Origin of the sequence: Paraglaciecola sp. MB-3u-78 (genome assembly GCF_002835935.1) — a bacterium.
Lineage (GTDB): Bacteria > Pseudomonadota > Gammaproteobacteria > Enterobacterales > Alteromonadaceae > Paraglaciecola.
This window is the reverse complement of sequence record NZ_PJCF01000002.1, coordinates 51,963-69,777: the sequence shown is the minus strand read 5'-3', so window position 1 is coordinate 69,777 and position 17,815 is coordinate 51,963. Positions and strand designations below refer to the sequence as shown.

Below are 17,815 nucleotides of genomic sequence, written 5' to 3'. Positions count from 1 at the left end.
TATAAAGCTCGCAGACACTGATCTTTTTTGTATCGAACTCTGTTTTAGTTGTATGAGAATCAAAAACTCCGAAATACTTGTTGCCCTCGTTGACAACACAGGCAAAATTACAGGCTACGCAGAAAAAATGTTGGCTCATTTTCGTGGAGATCTCCACTTGGCCTTTTCCTTGATGATAATTCGTCGTAAAAATCATTGTGTAGAATATCTACTTCAAAGGCGTGCTCTGCATAAGTATCACAGTGGTGGACTTTGGGCTAACACCTGTTGTTCACATCCTTTGCCAGACGAAAACATACAAGATGCGGCAAGGAGACGTGTATCAGAAGAACTGGGTATCAGTGAGTTTTTAAGTATGTCGCACATAGGTCAGATCCAATATAAGTATCAGCTCGACAATAATATGATTGAACATGAGTTAGATAAAATACTGGTAACTGAAGTGGACAGTGTTCATTGGCAGCAAAACTCTGATGAGGTCATGGAGGTGCGCTGGTGGAGTGAGCAGGAAGTTTTACAGCAGCTTTTCAACAACCCTAATACTTTTGCTGCGTGGTTTCCAAAAGTATTTGAGCATACAAGACACAATATTCCCCAACAAATGCTTTCAGTCTGCGCTGTGCCATAAGTGAATTAACAACATATGCGACATGGTTAAACCAAACAGACCAATAAAAATCCAACGAAGCAAATCAACATTTAACTCACTAGAAGCGAACAATTCATACAAACCTGCCGCTAAAAGAATCGTTAATATTACAAATGGTAGGCTAATAGCGATTGCACGCTTTACACTCACATGTAATTTTACCCCGACATCCATAAGGTGTTTTGGTGAATGTAATAAGCAAAAGTAGAGCCCAAAGTGAAGTAACGGACTCAAAATAATACTACTCAAAAGTAGTGTCAGCCACTCTGAGTATTGCCATACACTGGGATTTTTTCTGCGCATCGATAACTGAATGACACTGTATATAAAAACACAGAGCCCAACATAAAACGTTATCTGCATACCTTGAATGACCCAATTAGCGGCTTGGGTTGTTAATAATAAGGCAGTGAAAAGATCGGTAAGAGTTGCAGAGTATAAAACGGAAGGGCCACTCAGTAGAGTACTAGCCAAGCCCACACGTGATAAAAACGGCATAGTAACTCGCCAGTCGGCAGAAAAGTGAAATACCGATATACACAAAAATAACACTAACGCTATATCAGGCATCCAAATCCAAAAAATGATAGATAATGCTGCTATTGCGCTATAAATAGTCACAAATCGGATAGCCGATGAGACAGACGTCACAAGATTTAATGATTTTGCGACAGCAAAATCGAGAGCTCCATGCGGCAATCCTAAAAAGGTTACGGCCAGCGCTAATACAATAATTAAATTGTCCGATGCCATATTTATATTGGCCAGTGTGGCAAGGAACGCTAAGGTGCAAACGCTGATATAAAACTGGGTGTAGCGTAATTTACTCACCCGTGTCACTCAATTTCTCTCGGGACAATAAAGCGCGAAAAAATGCACGTTTTGGCATGGCCCAAATAACACAAATGAAATCAAAAATAGTCGCTTGTTCTGTCATAAATCGCGCAAAACGTGCTGGCTTAACCTTTTTAAACATCTGCACAAAAAGAGTCACACCTATGCTCATGTCATTTCTTAACACCGTTAACATCAGCTTATCCATCTTTTGATAAACGGTGCCGATTGGTGTGAATGATGACAAAGCAGTTGATGCAGATAATGACTGTTTAGATTTTAACTCACAAGCACACTGCTTAGCCCATCTTTGGCATGCTAGAAAACTGTATCCAGTTGATGCTCTCATTGCGCCACCCGCTATCCCAGCATAGATAAGATGTTGGTTTTTATTATTAGTATTTTCATTAACATAATACATAGGTAACACTGCGCATTCCTTACGCTCAATCTTATATGTTTGCGAGCCTACTATTTCCCGCATTCTAGTTTTAAGGCGAGCTTGTAAAACTGAGCGCTCTAAGACAGTTGGACTGAAACAGGTAAACTCAACTAACGCGTGATTTGCACTGAAAGGTAAAATATATATAAATTCTATCCCCAATTCTGAGCTTGCCAACTGTTGCATTAGTTTGACAGAAGAAGGATTAAACACCTCACCTTCGGTAACAATCTCTTCACCGTAGAAGCACTGAAGGAGTCCATTATGATGTGTTTTTAATGGAGGAGGGCGGGTGTCAACAACCCATCGTGCAGTTAACTGGCCACTCTGAGTCGTCACCAATGCATGGTCATTAACTGAATCCACAGACACAACGTCACAATCAAATTCAATATTAAAGTGGGCTTTTGTTTGCATCCGCTCAAGTACTAATTTTGTCAGTGATTCAGACCTAATGGAGCAGTATCGATGATACGCATCGGACATCGAATAACAACAGTCATCTGCTGAAATCGTCCATGTTTGCCACTCGCGCGTAATGATTGCCTTGAGGTAATCTGGAACTGAATCGTTATTCCAAAAGCTCCAAATTCGGTCGTTCTGAGGGCCAGAACTTCGTTCAACCAGTTTGACTGATTGAGTATATTTTGTTTCATCGAGGGCTAAGAGCAGAGACAGGCCAGCAGCGCCTGCTCCAATGATGATTAAATCATAGTCATAGGACATTGCGCTGGTTACTTGTTCAAAATGTCGAATTGCAGATGACTATGCAATTCGTCTTGATGAGCAGTTTCATGGCGTGGAATAACGGCTATATTTAAATGCCAAAGCGCTTGGCTAGCTAAGAATGTTTTTTTTGGTTTTGATACAACCACTCTGCCAAGCCAGTAACGGCAATCATTTTTCAACAACTTTCTGCCAATATCCCGATAGACATAAGCGGCTACTGCAATTGCTTGCCTGTTGCGGGGCGGGAGATAATAGAGTCCAGCCAATCCACTTTGATAATATTCTTCAGCCAGCTTCAATAAAACCTTTATAGCATCTTGTACCTGTTCTCTGTGTTCAAAACTTGCCAACGCAATTTGTGATGATGATAGTGTGTTGACCCATTCACCAGGCAGATAACGGCGTCCCATTTGAGCATCTTCCAGCACATCTCTGGCAATATTTGTGAGTTGCATACCGATCCCTAAATCAATAGCAAAGGGATAGCCGACTTTTTTGGCACCCAATATGGGCGCCATCATCAAACCAACCACACCCGCCACTTGATACGCATATTGGATTAATGTTTCCGTAGAAGGCAAAGCAACAAGATTAAGATCTTGGCTGACACCATTTATCAGTGTGATGCCGTGATTTCTTTCAATCTGGTATTCTTCACATAATCTAAGAAAGTCTTCTACTACAGGATGAACCGCCGTGTTCTGTGTTATCGACTCCTTCAGTTCATTAAGCTTTACCTTGGCAATTTCAGGGTCTGGACTTTCATCAGCTATATCGTCGACTATTCGACAAAATCGATACAAACGCGCTGCGGCAAGACCGGTTTTTGAGCCTAAAAACAGGCGTGCGAAGTTAAATGTCTTACCATGCTTTTTTAGTAGCTCTGTCGGGTCATCATTCATTGTTTAGGTTTGAACTTTATCAATAAGTCGATCTATTACTTTTGCTGAAGATAATACGCCTGGTAGGCCTGCTCCTGGATGTGTTCCGGCACCGCACAAATACAAATTTTCTGGACCTTCTGCTTTATTATGAAATCTAAACCAAGCTGACTGCTGGAAGGTTGGAGCAATCGAAAATCCGCTTCCCTCAACACTGCAGTAGTCTTGCTCGAAGTCATTTGGCGTTTTAGCAAAACGGTGCACTATATGCGAAGAAAGTTCAGGCATAATGGTCTGTTCCAATGCTTTGATAATCCTGTCTCCATAGTCTTTTTCTTGTTTAGGCCAGTCAATTTCTGACAAGTTATTAGGAACGGGTGCCAGTACGTAGAAGGAGTCACATCCTTTGGGTGCCATGTTGGGGTCGGTGGCTGTAGGTCGATGTAGATATAAAGAAAAATCATCGGCCAATACTTTTTTATCAAAAATATCGCTTAAAAGAGCTTTATAGCGTTTTCCTAACCAAATCGTGTGATGCACTATGTCTGGGTATTGTTTTGTTGTGCCAAAATATAAAACAAAAAGCCCCATCGATAATTTGGCATGTTTAGTTTTAATTTTTGCACTAATGGTTTGATTCTGACTGGGTATAAGATGCCGATACAGATATTTGGGATCTATGTTAGATACCAGTTTGTCGCATGAAAAAGAGCCAGTGTCAGTGTGTACTTCAGTAACACGATTATCATGAATACTTAATTCAGATACTTTGGTGTTGAGCTTTATTTGTATACCTTGCTCTTTCATAAGTTCAGCTAATCCATCAACTAGGGCACCCGTGCCTCCCATTGCAAAGTGAACTCCCCACTTGCGCTCTAAATAATGAATAAGACTATAAATACTGGTTGTTGCAAATGGATTTCCGCCTACTAACAATGGCTGAATTGAAAAGGCTTGACGCAACTTATCACTTTTTAAATGAGCACAGACCATTTGCCAAACAGTGCGATAACACTTGAGGCGAATGAGTGCCGGTACCTGAGCAATCATGGTAGAAAATTTGTGAAAAGGTTTATCTGATAATTGAGTAAATCCGACATCAAATATGGCTTCGGATTGTGCCAGAAGTGAACGATATCCAGCTTGATCTTCAGGCTCAATTTCAGCTATACGAGCTAATGTTTCTTCTATGGTGCCACCGTAGTCAAAATGACTTCCGTCTGGATAAACAAAACGGTACCAAGGCTCTACTGGGACTAGGTCTATGTAATCCTTCATCTGTTTATTAAACAGTGAAAATAGTTCTTCAAATAAAAAGGGTGCAGTGACTACCGTCGGCCCCGCATCAAAAATAAAGCCTTCTTTATTAAATTGTTGAGCACGCCCTCCTAGTTTTTCACGTTGATCAATAATCACAACCTCATAACCTTTAGCTCTTAAGCGAAGTGCAGAGGCTATTCCACCGAAGCCAGCTCCGATAACAACGGCTTTATTCATTTAAGTCTGCCTTGGCTTTTGCTAATAAGTTGTGAGTAGCGGTAATAACTGATGCTGCGCAGTTAGAGGGGAGTACGTTAAGTTGTCTTTGACAACGGTTCAATAAATAATGAACACGATTGCGAGCAATAGTTATAGATTCTACTAAGGAATAACGGGATACCAATAGATTCACTATATTAAGCTGTTCTCTTTGTAGGTCTTGTTGCCAATCATCTAGGTCATCAAGTATCTGATAGGCGATTGAGAACTTGTTAAGTGCATCATTAACTGTTTTGATATGGTCATCGTAGCCAGCAGCGATGAGTGGCAAAGATAATGTCAGTTGGATTAACGGACCTGACTTCATTGCGGCTATGTCTTCGTACTCGTGCTCAGTTATTGTTGTCTGAGCATCAAGGTCTCTGGACTGTCCTTTAACTGTTAGCGAAACAGCCTCTTGAATCTGAGTCAATAGAGAAGGTAATGAACTATAAGACTCTACATTAGCTAACGAACCAAATGCCGCGGAAATCATCACATCGCCTGCACAAACTGCGTGAGACTTGCCGAATTTTTTCCATACTGATTGTCGTCCCCGACGAGTGGTATCAGCATCTTGTAAATCGTCATGAACGAGTGAGGCATTGTGAAGTAATTCAATAGCACAGGCCAAAGCTACAATTGTTTTTGTTGGTAGCTGAAGTGCTAAACCGGCTTCGATACATAATTTTGCGCGGGTTCTACTTCCACCACTTGCCAAATGAAAACATGAAGGTTCATTGCCTTTTAATCGAAAAAGCATGTCTTCTTCACACTGCTTCAATAAGAATGAAGATTGGCATTGCATATTTACTTCGGTTTGAATCATAAATATTACTCGTATGTGTAATTGAGTTTGCAACCTCTTAACGAAATTGCAAACCCACAAGTACAATAATTATTATAGGTAATTATTCGAGTTTATTTTTCTGTTAACGCTTGGCTTTCGCTAGTTGCAGCGTACCAAATCAGTAATCCAAACGCGATTTTGTTAACCAAGTCAGCTAAATTATATACGATATTCAGAGTTTCTTGGTCGGCAGTTCCTGTCATATAGCCAAGGACATAACCAATTGGATAAATTGCCCAGCCTACAGTTACAATCCAACGCATCGCTTTGTATGCATACTTTACTGCCTCACTTGCGGTTGCTTCGGCTGCTTTACCCGCTTCTCCAAGAAATATTTCGTAGAGGATGTAGAACCAACCCGCCATACCAATGACAAATCCTACCGTAATGTTTAAGTAACCCGCTTCAGCCATGTAACCTGGTATCAGCATTACTAACGTACCTATTAATAAGCGCCAGAAAATCCCTGCAGACGCAACACCGATAGCACGTAAAATGAGATAAAATTCAATCATTAATAATGGAACTGTCAATAACCAATCTATGTATCGATATACTGTGGGTGTTGATTGCGTAGCAACCCACACATCACGCATATAAAAATAGTGGACCGCGGCAATAAAAGTCACTAACGCCGATACAACCAGCGATGTTTTCCATTTGGCTGTTACCCCTTGCGTTTCCCAAAGGAAAAAGACTGTGGACGCCATTAGCGCCATAGATATTAGCCAGAACGAAATACCAACAAATCGTCGGATGCAAGATTCGCTGCGGCATGTGCAAAGGTAGGTAGCAAGAATAAGAACAATAAGGTCAGAACCGTTTTCACTTTAAAGCTAGCAAGACTTAACGAAAAACCTTTACCTTTATCAAAGATGTTATTAGTCATCATGTAATTTCTCTTTTTGTGGATTAAAATTATATTTCTACTTGATTAATACATTAGTAGCAAAACAGGTACTCTTGAAATTACTAGAGGGTTCACTTTTTTTACAAATATTTTACATGATTTGATATTTGAATTTCTGAGTAATAACAACGTTTTGCGTGCTGATATTTTTATTCTGAGGAGGATGAGCTTCTACTCAGTCGTAATGGATGGAAATATATTCAATGGGAAAAATCAAAAAGAGTTTGTTGTGGATTTAAACGTAATAAATATTACCTAAGTTGATGTTTAATGCTTTTTATAGCGGTTAAAAAAAGCGTTCAAACACTAGAACAGCACATAGATTATGTGAATGTACATCAACGTAGCAGTACCCAGATGGGGTCTAGCCGAGTTAATAGAACTATACTATAACCCGTTTATTAGTATAAAAATTTAAAAATTGAGGACTTAAGTCCTCAATTTTTTTTATCCTTTACCCGAATATAAAGTATGATAATCAACAGCAACAATCCAACCGGCACCAGTGCAATTAGAGGGGAGTCAGATAAAGCTAATTCGCCCGCAATATATACAATAATTGCAATCCCCGCAAACAGACCCAGTGTAGTAAATAGTTTCATTGGTTTACTCATAAATCATGTACCTCGACTTAAATTAGAATTCAAAATGTTTACGTTGAATAACATATTATGGCTCAATACTATTTGCAATTAGCTAAGGCGACTTATAGCGAATAATTTCCGATGAAAATACCAGGACCCCATGATAAATCCTGCAATCAACCTTATTGGTTATATTTTATGTATTTGCCATTCAGTACTTACTAATATACCAATTATTACTACTTAAAATCTTCAATATGAAGTCTTTCCACTCGCTCAAATTTCCCTGTATTGTAGGTGTCTAAAATACAACCGCTTGAAATTTCATGGACTAGTGAGATATCTCGTAAGCGCTTAATAAACCGACGTACTTTCCAAGTATAAATATCCTTGTCATAATCTAACAGTTCACAGTAAGCGCTATTGAACGTGCGGGGGTAGCCAACTGGGTTTTGAATTTTTGAAATTCCATGGCAGGAGGTCTTCGATCTTTTCAACCGTGTCAGCATAGGGTAACGCCTTGAACACGGCATTGAGATAAGCGTAAGGTTCAAGCTCATGAATTTTGGCTGACTCAATCAGGCTATAATGGATTGCACTGGCATTAGCGCCTGCTGGGGTATCGGCAAATAACCAGGCGCGCCTACCAACAGCAAAGGGACGAATGGCATTTTCAGCCAGAATATTGCTGAGCCTCAGCCGACCATCCGTACTGTAAACCATTAGCTTTTCCCACTGATTATGTAAATAGGTCATCGCCTTGCCCGTCAATCCTCCTTTGTCGACTCTGGGGCGATTGAGCTCCAGCCATGTTTTCAGCTCGCTGAGTATGGGCACACTTCTTTGTTGCCTGGCCTGATAAATTTCATCCGCGCTTAGCAATTTGATTTGACGCTCTACCACGTACAACTTATTGATAAGGCTCAGTGCCATATCCGCTTTGGTTACCTTGCCTTTCATTGCCCTGGGTTGCCCATCTTTGGCTTCACGGAATTTTCGTCGTGCATGATCCCAGCAACCCACCGAGATTAACTGATTTTGTCTGCATACCTCGTTATAACTGGCACAGCCATCGGTTTGCAGGTAGCCATGGGTAAACCCATCAAGCAGGCGCAAGGGTACCTCCCTGCCACGGGAGGGATCGTATTCAAACAAGACACTTCGTTGCTGCGGTAACCCGCCCAGGGTTACCCACATCCATTTATGTGAAGTGGGCGAACGATCTGGCTCTTTCAATACTTGAATGCGGGTTTCATCCGCACAAATCAGTGGGCCCGAATGTTGATGCTCCCTGAGTAGGTTAATTAAAGGTTGGGCTTGTTTCGACAGGGCAATCACCCAGTTGGCCAGTGTGGCCCTTGATATTTCACCGCCATAACGTTTGATGATGTTTTCAAGTCGATAAAGCGGCATGCCATCGGCGTATTTTGAAATAATGATATAGGTCATCAGGTTGACGCTCCCCATGGCCTTGGGGACAGGATGTTTGATAAGCTGGGCGGCTTTCACCGTGCGGCCATCATCTTGTGTTTTGAAGGTCGCTTTTTCCTGCATGTATTCCAATACACGTACCTGAGCGGGAATGATATCCAGCTCTTCCCTGACTTTGACAAAGAAGGTGTCAATGGCACCCACTTTTTCTTCATCACTCAAATAAGCGAACACCTGAAGGCGGGGCAATTTGTCGGACAGTGGCTTGCGACCGGTTTTGGCCTTTGGCTCGTTGCCTGTAGGTAAAGGTGAGTCGACAGGCTCAGGCTCAGCCACCGCTTCTACTTCATTAAACAGGTGACCTTGCTGTGGTGGTGTTTGCTCAGAGCTGGCGCCAAAACGTTTTGAGTTGGCCAACCGCAAGTACTCTTCAAGCATCGCTATTCGTTTCTTTTGCTCGGCAATGACATCCGTTTTCTGTTCGATGACATCGTCTTTTTCAGACAGCAATGCGGTCATCTGGCTCATCGCATCCAGATGTAATTTTGCTTTATTTTCAGTGTCTTGCGGCGCTAATTTCATGCCGTAAAGTATACCAAATTAGCGCATTGATTACCTTAAAAAACGGCCTCATAATGCAACTTTTTATGACCTTTCATGGCACTGATATCATAGCCATCAAGCAGCCAATTAATTTGCTGCCCGGTCAGTGTTATCACCTTATCATCACGCTTTGGCCACTTGAACTTTTCCTCTGACAGGCTTTTGTAATACAACACAAAACCATTATCTTCCCAGAACAGACACTTGATTTTATTACGCCGTTTATTGGTGAATGCATAAAGGTGACCGGCAAAGGGGTCGTGCCCCAACTCACATTCAATGATGGCAGATAATCCCAAGTGTGCCTTGCGAAAATCAATCGGCTGTTGGTAAAGAAAAACCTGAGTGAGCTCCACACCTGGACGCATCACTTTGCTCACGACAACAACTCGGCTAATTGTTTAACCACTGACACGTTACTTGCCGTGATACCTATCAGACGAACACCATTGGTAAAGTGCAATGAGAGTGGATCATGATGTTGCGGCTCAGGTAATCGCTGCACACTGACAAAACCGGAGGGTTTGTGGTTAATGGGTACCAGTGCGGTTGAGTATTTGCGTTTGTGGTAGCTGAAGTTGTGTGGACACAGGTCGTGATCTCGACAATAGGCAGCTTGGGTTAAACCTGAGTCACGCCACTGAGTCACATGCTCACGCCACAGCGGAGCTTCCTGCTTTAAATTTGATGTTGCGGTCACTTTGTTTTCCTCATACGTTTGTAATGAGGAAATTATGCAGCAGATTGCCCGTCGGAATAAGGACGTAGGTTTATTAAGCGCTTACGATATCTCTAACACCGATGGGTATAACATTACACTTAGATTTTTTTGAACGGTTGTGGTGACATTTATAGTCTATTTATCCCAATAGAATACGCTATGAATAAGTGACATAAATTCGTCCACAATGATGTTGTGATTAGATGATGTTTTATTACCCACAACACCACAGTGCATCTGAGCATAGCTGATACAAGGATGATGTGTTTAATTTCAACATGCGATTGCAATACCTTTAAAACAAATACACAGTTGTTTCATGTCGATAAATAAATTTGGTGACCGTAAATGAAATGTTTAACAAAGATTATTTAGAATTACTGGACTAAATTTTGTTGTATCTGCGGATTACATTAAAATGGGTATTGCCGTCATTCTGGTTGACTTAAGCCACAATGTTTTGGATAAACCGATTTCGGTAATATTAACGGCGCAGCTTTCACCTTATTCTCGCTCTCGAGCTGCTCAAAGGCAGCCTGTTGTAGCATGTTGACTTCATGGCGTGACATGCCAAGCTCGAAACCAGAGCATTCATTGTCACCCAGTGAACGAGGATCCATCCCGGTTAAATTACCAAATACCACCAAAGCCTGAAGATAGTAACCATAGGCGCTGGCATGGTAATAATCCCAAGACCACAGACTAACTTTTCCAAATTCGATACCGTCGTACGGATTAGTATCGGCAATGCCTAGTGCCATTGCGCGAGACCATGCCTCACCCACACCATTTACGGCTTTAACGGAGGGAGCGGCTGCTGCTGCTTTGTCGTATCCAGCGCGCACGTCTAACGCCATTTTTTCTATAGGTGTGCCTGACCAATGACGGTCAGCCTGATAAACCAAATCTGCACGGGACCAGGTTGCGGTAAGGAATACTTCTACGTTTGGATTCAGCTTCTGCAAAAATGTTGACATTTTCACTGTGGTCTCAACAAGCAGAGCCGGGTCACCTGGTTTGTTGCTATCCAAAGTACTAAAGCCATGCATCACGACCTGGTCCCATGGTTGAGTGCCAATGACAGCCAGCTTGTTTTCTAAATGAAAGTCGAGTGCACTGCCGCTCCTCGTTTCGAGGTAAACATCATAATCAAGACCCGCTTGTTCAGTGAAAGACTTAAAAAGAGCAGGTACGCCACCGATACCCTCATTGTTTAGATCGGTTACCGAGTCTGCCGCATAGAACTTGGCGGCAGAGCCGTAGCCATATGTAAAACTATTCCCAATAAATAGCACGCTCGTTGTGGCGCTTACACAAGCATGAAAAAGCATAAGAATAAATGCGGCAGCAGTAACGAATGGTTTCATTGTTAGGTCTCTGGATATTTTTCTGGGATCAGAATAACGAGTAAAGTCAATTAACACAACGTGACTATTTTTATCCTTGTCTGCATTAGTGGAATAATAGAGGTTTAGATGAAGACGGGTTTATTTAAATGGAGACAGGATCAAAGGCATTATTATCTGCTGTGTATCAACACCCTCAAATTATTGAAACTTCAGAGTTCGCCTTACCCGATCCTAGTTTGGATAAGCGTCTTGGGCAGTTACCTATATTAAAAGTATTAAAGAAATTAACGATTATAGTCTAAAGTGGTTTCTTTCAGATTTGATTGCTCATTTTAAAGTGCCAACTAAAATTTGGCAGCTTGAGCAAAAAACTACCGGCTTAGGCTGGGTTAAATCAACACGCGAGGGTTAAAAAGCCCACTATCAAAATTTGCTTTAAGCATTTCTAAAATCAGACGGATAAAGGATTTTTCTATGGCACTTACAATGCAAGCACAACACTTAACTGACTATATTGGCAAAAAAACCGGTGTGTCACGATGGTTTACCATTACTCAAGAGCAAATAGATACTTTTGCCGATGCCACTCACGATCATCAGTTTATTCATATCGACCCTGTGAAGGCAAAAGAAACGCCTTTTGGTAGCACTATTGCCCATGGATTTTTATCTCTATCTTTGTTGTCAGCTGTTGCCTATGACGCTGGGGTGAATATTGAAAATGCCCTGATGGGATTAAATTATGGTTTTGACAAAATTCGGTTTTTACAGCCTGTCAAAGTCAATAGCAAAATTCGCGGACATATGGTGTTGGCCAACATGCTTGAAAAAAGACCTGGGCAATTTTTACTTACTTGGGATGTAACTATTGAAATCGATTCGGTAGACAAACCGGCACTCACTGCACAATGGTTAACTATGATCATCATTAACCCCTAAGCCTCGAGTAATCAGTCATTCTAGGGCGTATTTAGATTCACATTCACAATTTATAATTTGAGGACCTTATGACAATTAGATACGACAATCAGGTAGCAATAGTGACAGGCGCAGGTGCCGGTTTAGGCCGCTCTCACGCATTGGCTTTAGCAGCAAGAGGAGCAAAAGTGGTGGTCAATGATTTGGCTGCAGCAGAGGGTTCAATGTCTGAGGGGGCTTTAGCCGTAGTAGCCGAAATTGAAAAGTTGGGTGGTGAAGCGATGGCTAATGGTGCCAATGTTGCGAATATGCAACAAGTGCAGACTATGGTCGAGCAAGTAATGGAAAAATGGGGCCGCATCGATATTTTAGTCAACAATGCTGGAATATTAAGAGATAAATCCTTTGCTAATATGCCCATTGAAGACTTTAAACTGGTTGTTGATGTACACCTCATGGGGTCGGCGAATTGCACTAAGGCCGTATGGGATATTATGAAGCAACAAAATTATGGCCGTATCGTCATGACCACTTCATCTTCAGGATTATACGGTAACTTTGGTCAGGCAAATTACGGTGCTGCTAAAATGGCAGTCGTGGGCCTAATGAACACTTTATGTATTGAAGGCCAAAAAAATAATATTTATGTGAATTGTTTATCACCCACAGCGCGTACAGCGATGACAGAAGAACTCATTAAAGACAAACGTGTACTTGAACTTATGACAGTAGAATCTGTGACTACTGGTTTGTTAGCTTTAGTGGCACAAAATGCGCCTAATCGCACTATTTTAGGCTGCGGGGCAGGGGGATACGCCAGGGCAGTCATTAAAGAAACTGACGGTATTTACTTAACGCCAGAGCAACAAACCCCAGAAAACTTATTAGCCAGTTGGGATGCACTTGAAGATCAAAGTACTGCAGAAGAACTTAAAACTGGTTGGATGCAAACTAATAAATATGTCGCTAAAGCGGCTGCCTCATTGGGTATTGATTTAAGCCCTGAGTAAGGGAATTAAATACACAACAGAGCACAACATAAATTGATTGATAATGAACATGCCAGAGCCAAAATGTCTGGCATGTTTTACTTACAACTCGAAGAGTATTGCTTTGTATATAGGCAATCGGTTACATGCAGGATGTAGATTTTTATCAAAAAAATAAAAGGATGTTGGTTAAATTAACCTCCTTGTTAGGTATCCTTCAGTTAACTTTTTACAATTGCCCTAAACTCATTTTTTCCTCTAACCACAGCGTAAAATCTGTCACATTCTTGATGTTAATGGCGCCGTAGGAGGTTTCTATAAATGATAGAGCAGCAAGTTTCTTAATGGATTTATGACAACACAATACGGTTACCCCCAGTTGTTCCGCCAAATCCTTTTGGCGCAAAACCACATGGCCTTGTTTATCTGTGTATTGCAATAAGACTTTTGCCAATCGAATATAAGTAGGTAAACGTTGAATATCATCTAAACGCTCCAGAGCTATATGTAATTTAAGGCCCATTGAACTAAGTAAGTAGGAGCTCAATTCAGGCGTTTCTTTTGAACATTGGCTAAATTGACTGGCAGACATTTGAATCACTTTAGTTGCTCCTACTGCCATTGCATGATGAGTTCGAGGAAGGTTATTAAACAAGGTGAATTCACCAAAAGTATCTGCCTTCGACAATGTCGCCATATGCTGATACTTACCATCCAGCCCATAATTGCCAATTTTCACCTGGCCACAGTAAATAATCGATAACCCTGATTTTAATTCACCGCGGTTATGGATAGTGCACCTGTCTGAGTACTCTTTGATGGGGGCAAACTTAGCACATAACATCAGTAATTCTTCTGACATAGCTGCGTTAACCATATTTGATGTGTTCATTTCACTCAATTCTATGCTTGTATATATTCTACTCAGTATGCCGCTGATAAAGTTGAAATGTAAACAAAGGATAGACCATGAATTATCAAATATTAATTATCAGTATTTTTGTTGCTTTTGCATTAATTGAAGCACGCCACTCAAGTTTCTTTAATAAAAGCAATGAAGTCAAAGCAGACGGTATCGTTGAATTAGTGGGAAGTGTGCTGTTATTCGCTTTTACGCAACCGTTTATATTATTTAGCGCGGCTTGGTTAGCCACGTTACTTGTGCCGCAATTTGCTGGGGTGTTAAGCGACACTTCCATATGGCTGCAATTCGCTCTGCTGATTATATTTGATGACATGACACAATATTGGTGGCATCGCACCAGCCATAATTATATACCGCTGTATAAATTGCATCGAGCTCACCATAATGCAAAATATATGAGTATTAGAATTGTATATCGTAATAACTTCTTTTATTACCTGCTTATGCCTTCCTTATGGATTTCAGGCATATTAATTTACTTGGGCTTAGGCTGGGCCTACGCCTTTTACGTCGTTGCCAAACTAGCCATTATTATGGGGGCACACTCAGAATGGAAATGGGATAAAGCGCTCTATGAAATCCCGTTGTTACACCCAGTTATGTGGCTGCTAGAACGAATTATATCTACGCCTTCCACGCACAGCGGCCACCACGGGTTACGTAAAGACGACCCAGCAACTAACTACAAAGGAAACTACGGCAATATGTTTTTCTTTTGGGATATCTTATTTGGCACTGCCAAAATAACCCGCCAGTACCCGTTAAGTTATGGGGTTGAGGGGATGCGAAAAGCAGAATGGGCTGAACAATTGTTTTGGCCAATTGTGAAAACGAAAAAACCAAGTCCAGCCAAAGAAACTCAAAATGTTGAACGTCAGTCACCATCGCCACCTTAGGGTTAAAACGATAAAAATAGGGGGCGTATTTGTGCTATTGCATGAATGTTTGAAAGGATAATTATTTATCAAAGTTACATGGTCGCCGAGTGGATAACGGCTTCTGTGAACAAACATTAGCCCATCGCCATCAATTATTAACACTGTGTTTTAAAGTCATTGCCAATGCATGCATTGGGAGCAAAAAGGTAAGTAACCAGAGTTCAGGTTAAGTAGGATCCTTGGGGTAGGTTACTGGTGTTTCATCCATTTCTTTAAAATATCTAATAGCGCGTCCTCCATAATGGGCTTACTGAGAAAATCGTCCATACCTGCTGCCTCGCATTTTTTTCGGTTTTCATCGTAGGCATTTGCCGTAAGGGCAACAATAGGTGTGTGCGCTTTGGGTGATTGTATACTTCTAATGGTTCTTGATGCTTGGTAACCGTCCATTATTGGCATTTCGCAATCCATGAGTATCATCGCGAAGTGCTGGTGTTGAATTTGATCTAAGGCTTGTTGTCCGTTTTCAGCAGTCGCCACGGTGAGCCCAAAACCTTCGAGCATGTATTGCACAATAATGCGATTAATATCGCTATCGTCTACCACCAGTACGTGGCCTAATAATTTGGTTTTAGTGGTTAATTCTTCACCTTTATCGTCATCGTCATGTTCAGCGGATTCTTCTTGGTGGTCGTTTTCATCACGCTGCAGATTCAATGACACTATAAATGTCGAACCTACTTGTGGCTCACTTTGTGCTCTGATACTTCCGCCCATCAGATCGATAATTTGTTTGCTGATGGCCAACCCCAATCCTGTTCCACCGTATTTTCGTGTTGTCGATTCGTCAGCTTGTTTAAATGAATCGAACAGCGTTTCCAAATCATTGGGTAAGATACCAATACCACTGTCCTTAACTTTTATTTCCAGCCCAGAGTGAGTTTCCGTGAATGTCGTGCCCCTTATTTGAATGGTGACAGCGCCTTGCTCGGTAAATTTGATGGCATTATTTGTTAGGTTCAGTAGCACCTGATTGAGACGGATAGAATCTCCTATAAAAACTTTGGCTAAATTCGTATCATACTCTAGAGATAGTTCCAGCGACTTCTGGCTTGCCTGGGCACGATAAAGAGATAACACGTCTTGGGTTAACGTCTCTAGATTGAATGATCTTTCCTCTAAGGTCATTTTACCGGCTTCGACTTTCGATAAATCGAGAATGTCGTTAATAATGTTCAGAAGCGACGCACCGGAGTCACCCACTAGTTTTAGATAACCTTCCTGAAGTTGTGTCAGTTTTGTTTTTCCCATAAGTTGCACAACCCCGAGTATGCCATTCAAGGGGGTGCGAATTTCATGGCTCATTTTTGCCAAAAACTGCGACTTCGCCAGCGTTGCGCTTTCAGCTCGATTAACCGACGCTAATAATCGTTCAGATTCGTTAAAAGCATTGGTGTATCTCATCATAAGTATTAATGATTGAGAACAAATGAAAACAAAATATCCAAGGTCTGAGCTAAAGAAAAAATAATGGTCGACTAGACCTTGCTGATAAATTACGTCGCTAATAATCGATAGAAATAGAAAAACGCCACCTGCTAACAGTGTCATAGAGCCTGGTGTTTTTTTCAAAGCGGCCACTATAAGTATATAAGTGGTATATAAGGCGAAAATGACAGTAAGCATTCGAAAGATAGGAATATATTGGGTAAATATATTGACGGGTAAAACCACAACTGTCAGTGAAAATAGGATACAAATAACAATGTAGCCATTTAAAAAATACTGAGAATATAACTTCGGAAATAGCACATGGATGAATGTTGCAAAAAATAGCACGCCCAAATAAAAGCTAAGATAATCCAGTTGAACCAATAGGCTCCATTCTATACCAGGGAAAATAGAGGGTAGATAGAGTTCGCCGGTTAACAGTGAGCGAAATGCCATTAATAGGCAAAATATTGAGAACATAAGCGATGACTTCTCTTTCCTGCGGTATAGATAGAGACCTAAATAATATATGCCCATGATGAAAATAGCGCCGCATAAAAATAGGTCAACGGAAAGATGGCTTTCTCTTATATTTATTATCTGGGACTCTAATCCTATTTCTATAGGATACCAAGCACCACCTTCTGTGTGGAAGAAATTAGCGACCTGTAACACCACATCCAGTGAGTCACCGTCAGCTTGATAGCTTGCCATTAGAGGCAAGTATTCAGGTGTCATTGTTTCGAGTGTTGTTGCCACAACACCATTGGAGGCGATCAGTTTTCCGTTAACAAACAAATTGTAAGACGTGCCCATCCAGCTGGTTCTAAACATCAATTTGTTGTGGCGGTTGTTTGTGATGATACGCAGGTGGTAGGTGGCATAACCGTCACCACCAAGTGTCTCACCATTCACTTGATACCCGTTCCAAGAACTTGGTAATTTCACAAAGTCTTGTTTTTGGGGCATGTCTAGCGTGGAAAATGCGTCCGGGGCCAATAATTGCTTCCAATGAAATCCCCATTCACCGTCAAGTCTGACAACACCATCTTTTTCAAAATTCCATTGGGAAAGATCCATGACCCCTTGGCGAGCAACGGGAGGGGACTTAAG

17 protein-coding genes and 1 pseudogene are annotated in these 17,815 nt (G+C 41.3%); 5 read left to right on the top strand and 13 right to left on the bottom strand.

The window, feature by feature from the left end; genetic code table 11:
• The first annotated feature begins 52 nt into the window (after positions 1 to 52).
• The gene (gene idi, locus CXF95_RS02135; protein WP_101197442.1) at positions 53 to 628 is read left to right on the top strand and encodes an isopentenyl-diphosphate Delta-isomerase; all 576 of its coding nucleotides are present in this window, start codon (positions 53 to 55) and stop codon (positions 626 to 628) included.
• Here the strand turns inward: idi and CXF95_RS02130 are convergent.
• The 11 genes and pseudogenes from CXF95_RS02130 to CXF95_RS02085 form a co-directional block, all read right to left on the bottom strand.
• The gene (locus CXF95_RS02130; RefSeq protein WP_101197182.1) at positions 608 to 1,480 is read right to left on the bottom strand and encodes a Brp/Blh family beta-carotene 15,15'-dioxygenase; all 873 of its coding nucleotides are present in this window, start codon (positions 1,478 to 1,480) and stop codon (positions 608 to 610) included. The two genes, idi and CXF95_RS02130, sit on opposite strands and share 21 nt — an antisense overlap.
• A complete protein-coding gene (locus CXF95_RS02125) occupies positions 1,473 to 2,651 on the bottom strand; it encodes a lycopene cyclase family protein (RefSeq protein WP_101197181.1) in 1,179 nt (392 codons plus the stop codon). The genes CXF95_RS02130 and CXF95_RS02125 overlap by 8 nt, the downstream gene beginning before the upstream one ends.
• An 8-nt stretch (positions 2,652 to 2,659) precedes the next feature.
• A complete protein-coding gene (locus tag CXF95_RS02120) occupies positions 2,660 to 3,556 on the bottom strand; it encodes a phytoene/squalene synthase family protein (protein WP_101197180.1) in 897 nt (298 codons plus the stop codon).
• 3 nt (positions 3,557 to 3,559) lie between these two features.
• Complete coding sequence (crtI, locus tag CXF95_RS02115) at positions 3,560 to 5,032, bottom strand: phytoene desaturase family protein (RefSeq protein ID WP_101197179.1); 1,473 nt, start codon at positions 5,030 to 5,032, stop codon at positions 3,560 to 3,562.
• Positions 5,025 to 5,882: a polyprenyl synthetase family protein gene (locus CXF95_RS02110; protein WP_101197178.1), complete on the bottom strand. Its 858-nt coding sequence runs from the start codon at positions 5,880 to 5,882 to the stop codon at positions 5,025 to 5,027. Before CXF95_RS02110 ends, crtI begins: the two co-directional genes overlap by 8 nt.
• A gap of 92 nt (positions 5,883 to 5,974) precedes the next feature.
• Positions 5,975 to 6,732: pseudogene (locus CXF95_RS02105) on the bottom strand (bacteriorhodopsin-like).
• A gap of 518 nt (positions 6,733 to 7,250) precedes the next feature.
• Positions 7,251 to 7,427 carry a hypothetical protein gene (locus CXF95_RS29880; RefSeq protein WP_198556474.1) on the bottom strand — a complete coding sequence of 59 codons (177 nt, stop codon included), beginning with the start codon at positions 7,425 to 7,427 and terminating at the stop codon, positions 7,251 to 7,253.
• A gap of 390 nt (positions 7,428 to 7,817) precedes the next feature.
• The gene (locus CXF95_RS02100) at positions 7,818 to 9,410 is read right to left on the bottom strand and encodes an IS66 family transposase (RefSeq protein WP_198556450.1); all 1,593 of its coding nucleotides are present in this window, start codon (positions 9,408 to 9,410) and stop codon (positions 7,818 to 7,820) included.
• Between the two features lie 35 nt (positions 9,411 to 9,445).
• Positions 9,446 to 9,811, bottom strand: a complete 366-nt coding sequence (gene tnpB / locus CXF95_RS02095) for an IS66 family insertion sequence element accessory protein TnpB (RefSeq protein WP_101197177.1) — start codon at positions 9,809 to 9,811, stop codon at positions 9,446 to 9,448.
• A complete protein-coding gene (locus CXF95_RS30280) occupies positions 9,808 to 10,131 on the bottom strand; it encodes a hypothetical protein (protein WP_232787551.1) in 324 nt (107 codons plus the stop codon). The genes tnpB and CXF95_RS30280 overlap by 4 nt, the downstream gene beginning before the upstream one ends.
• A gap of 452 nt (positions 10,132 to 10,583) precedes the next feature.
• Positions 10,584 to 11,519, bottom strand: a complete 936-nt coding sequence (locus CXF95_RS02085; protein WP_101197176.1) for a PEP-CTERM sorting domain-containing protein — start codon at positions 11,517 to 11,519, stop codon at positions 10,584 to 10,586.
• A gap of 128 nt (positions 11,520 to 11,647) precedes the next feature.
• Here CXF95_RS02085 and CXF95_RS29435 point away from each other — a divergent pair, with 128 nt between their 5' ends.
• The 3 genes from CXF95_RS29435 (at position 11,648) to CXF95_RS02075 (ending at position 13,429) form a co-directional block, all read left to right on the top strand.
• Positions 11,648 to 11,803, top strand: a complete 156-nt coding sequence (locus CXF95_RS29435) for a hypothetical protein (RefSeq protein WP_157828044.1) — start codon at positions 11,648 to 11,650, stop codon at positions 11,801 to 11,803.
• Positions 11,804 to 11,975: 172 nt separating this feature from the next.
• Positions 11,976 to 12,440 carry a MaoC family dehydratase gene (locus tag CXF95_RS02080; protein ID WP_101197175.1) on the top strand — a complete coding sequence of 155 codons (465 nt, stop codon included), beginning with the start codon at positions 11,976 to 11,978 and terminating at the stop codon, positions 12,438 to 12,440.
• A gap of 68 nt (positions 12,441 to 12,508) precedes the next feature.
• Positions 12,509 to 13,429 (top strand): SDR family NAD(P)-dependent oxidoreductase, encoded by a 921-nt coding sequence (locus CXF95_RS02075; protein WP_101197174.1) that lies wholly within the window; start codon positions 12,509 to 12,511, stop codon positions 13,427 to 13,429.
• A gap of 208 nt (positions 13,430 to 13,637) precedes the next feature.
• Here the strand turns inward: CXF95_RS02075 and CXF95_RS02070 are convergent, their stop codons facing one another.
• Complete coding sequence (locus tag CXF95_RS02070) at positions 13,638 to 14,300, bottom strand: Crp/Fnr family transcriptional regulator (RefSeq protein WP_101197173.1); 663 nt, start codon at positions 14,298 to 14,300, stop codon at positions 13,638 to 13,640.
• Between the two features lie 77 nt (positions 14,301 to 14,377).
• Between CXF95_RS02070 and CXF95_RS02065 the strand changes: the two genes are divergently transcribed.
• Entirely contained in the window at positions 14,378 to 15,229 is an 852-nt protein-coding gene (locus CXF95_RS02065; RefSeq protein ID WP_101197172.1) for a sterol desaturase family protein, read from the top strand.
• A gap of 231 nt (positions 15,230 to 15,460) precedes the next feature.
• Here CXF95_RS02065 and CXF95_RS02060 read toward each other — a convergent pair whose 3' ends face one another.
• On the bottom strand, positions 15,461 to 17,782 hold the full coding sequence (locus CXF95_RS02060) for an ATP-binding protein (RefSeq protein ID WP_232787600.1): 2,322 nt from the start codon (positions 17,780 to 17,782) through the stop codon (positions 15,461 to 15,463).
• Positions 17,783 to 17,815: the final 33 nt, after the last annotated feature.

What these genes read in the sequence shown, in the direction of transcription:
- idi (WP_101197442.1), top strand. Translation starts at nt 53, where the DNA reads ATGAGAATCAAAAACTCCGAAATACTTGTTGCCCTCGTTGACAACACA.
- CXF95_RS02060 (WP_232787600.1), bottom strand. Translation starts at nt 17,782, where the DNA reads ATGGATCTTTCCCAATGGAATTTTGAAAAAGATGGTGTTGTCAGACTT.
- CXF95_RS02075 (WP_101197174.1), top strand. Translation starts at nt 12,509, where the DNA reads ATGACAATTAGATACGACAATCAGGTAGCAATAGTGACAGGCGCAGGT.
- CXF95_RS02065 (WP_101197172.1), top strand. Translation starts at nt 14,378, where the DNA reads ATGAATTATCAAATATTAATTATCAGTATTTTTGTTGCTTTTGCATTA.
- CXF95_RS02125 (WP_101197181.1), bottom strand. Translation starts at nt 2,651, where the DNA reads ATGTCCTATGACTATGATTTAATCATCATTGGAGCAGGCGCTGCTGGC.
- CXF95_RS29880 (WP_198556474.1), bottom strand. Translation starts at nt 7,427, where the DNA reads ATGAGTAAACCAATGAAACTATTTACTACACTGGGTCTGTTTGCGGGG.
- CXF95_RS29435 (WP_157828044.1), top strand. Translation starts at nt 11,648, where the DNA reads ATGGAGACAGGATCAAAGGCATTATTATCTGCTGTGTATCAACACCCT.
- CXF95_RS02100 (WP_198556450.1), bottom strand. Translation starts at nt 9,410, where the DNA reads ATGAAATTAGCGCCGCAAGACACTGAAAATAAAGCAAAATTACATCTG.
- CXF95_RS02070 (WP_101197173.1), bottom strand. Translation starts at nt 14,300, where the DNA reads ATGAACACATCAAATATGGTTAACGCAGCTATGTCAGAAGAATTACTG.
- CXF95_RS02110 (WP_101197178.1), bottom strand. Translation starts at nt 5,882, where the DNA reads ATGATTCAAACCGAAGTAAATATGCAATGCCAATCTTCATTCTTATTG.
- CXF95_RS02080 (WP_101197175.1), top strand. Translation starts at nt 11,976, where the DNA reads ATGGCACTTACAATGCAAGCACAACACTTAACTGACTATATTGGCAAA.
- CXF95_RS02120 (WP_101197180.1), bottom strand. Translation starts at nt 3,556, where the DNA reads ATGAATGATGACCCGACAGAGCTACTAAAAAAGCATGGTAAGACATTT.
- crtI (WP_101197179.1), bottom strand. Translation starts at nt 5,032, where the DNA reads ATGAATAAAGCCGTTGTTATCGGAGCTGGCTTCGGTGGAATAGCCTCT.
- CXF95_RS02085 (WP_101197176.1), bottom strand. Translation starts at nt 11,519, where the DNA reads ATGAAACCATTCGTTACTGCTGCCGCATTTATTCTTATGCTTTTTCAT.